The 1,486-nt window shown below is 49.8% G+C and carries 2 protein-coding genes; both read left to right on the forward strand.

The window, feature by feature from the left end; translation table 11 throughout:
• Positions 1-417 precede the first annotated feature (417 nt).
• Positions 418-732, forward strand: coding sequence for a type II toxin-antitoxin system TacA family antitoxin (locus A3OI_RS0103650; RefSeq protein ID WP_018402982.1), 315 nt, complete (start codon positions 418-420; stop codon positions 730-732).
• A 32-nt stretch (positions 733-764) separates the two neighbouring features.
• On the forward strand, positions 765-1,277 hold the full coding sequence (locus tag A3OI_RS0103655; RefSeq protein WP_228702882.1) for a GNAT family N-acetyltransferase: 513 nt from the start codon (positions 765-767) through the stop codon (positions 1,275-1,277).
• Positions 1,278-1,486: the final 209 nt, after the last annotated feature.

Raw genomic sequence — 1,486 nt, forward strand, 5'->3', positions numbered from 1 at the left:
AAGCTGCGCATTGAAGACAAGCATTAACAGAAGAAAAGCGGGGACAGATTTAAAATCTGTCCCCAGGGAATAAAGCGGACAGCCGGGACAGACTTTAAGTCTGTCCCGAGGGCGGGAAACGGAAAACTGGGACGGATTTGAAATCTGTCCCAGAGACAAAGGCTTTACGGGGGAGCCCGAGGTAGAGCTGGATTTCAGCAACACAGAGATTAACGCCTTCTCAGGAAGAGATGCGCTTGAACTTCAAAGGACAATGAGAGATGAGTGGTAGTTACCCAAAGGGCGTTACAGGCCCGACAGCGATGTTAATCTGGCAGTTTTGTTCCGTGGTGAGCCTGAAGATTTTCTCGAACTAGAATTGTACGCCCATAAGGCGTACAATTTACCATGTATTTTGAAATCTAAAAGGAGTATCGCATGTTGGCTTCAACGACTTCAAAAGACAGCCCAGAGGCTGGGAAGCGTAACACCGCTCGCTTTAACTTTCGTACAACTGAACATATCAAAAAAATGGTTGAACGTGCAGCAGCGATGACAGGTCAGGATGTGTCGGCGTTCGCAATCGATGCCGTTTATCAGCGTGCCATTGCCACGATACAGGCCCATGAGGTGACACATCTAAAACCCGAGGATCATCATGCCTTTTTTGATGCCTTGAAGAGCCCTCCCACCCCAACGGAAAAACTGCGTGCCGCCTTTATTCAACATGATCAGAGGGTGGTTTTGCGCTGATGCGGAGTGAAATAGTTATTGAGCCGCTCGACGTGAATAAACACGATCGAGCGGCTTTTGGGTCTGGCGTCGAACAAGTTGATAACTTCCTGAAGAAAACAGCGGGGAAGCTTATGAAAGGAGGAACGGCGAGGATATTTGTAGCCACAAGTCCCAATGATAATCCCGAAGAAATTCTCGGCTTCTATTCGATCAACGCACATAGCGTGGATTATGGTGACCTTCATAATCGCTACCGGCGATATGCGTTGCCCGACGGGAAAGTACCCGCCGCGTTCATAGGCATGATGGGGGTTACGTCTTCCGCTCAAAGCCAGGGATTAGGCGGCTTGCTCCTTGCCGACGCGCTCAAAGGCGCTTACATCGCTTCATATAGGGTAGGAACGGCGATGGTTCTACTTAATGTTCTCGATTGTGGAAACTCGGCTGATGTAGCTCGAAGACAAACGCTGTATAACAGTTTTGGGTTTCAATGCTTGCCATCGCATCCGCTAAGAATGTTCCTGCCAGTAGCAACGATAGCCCAAATGTACAAAGAGCCCTAAGTGGAGTTCCAGGCCAAAGTAGGGACAGATTTCAAGTCTGTCCCTGGCTGGCCGGCTTCTGGAGTCGGCAACAAGGAGGTTGTTATGATCAATATTTCCCACCACGGCGCCGTCTCTGGCTCCTGCCACGAGCTGAGCATTATCCCTTCTAACCGATCGTATCCCTCCTCCGGTATTCTGATTGACTGCGGCTTGTTTCAGGGCGCAGA

Source organism: Marinobacter gelidimuriae, assembly GCF_000372805.1.
GTDB lineage: Bacteria > Pseudomonadota > Gammaproteobacteria > Pseudomonadales > Oleiphilaceae > Marinobacter > Marinobacter gelidimuriae.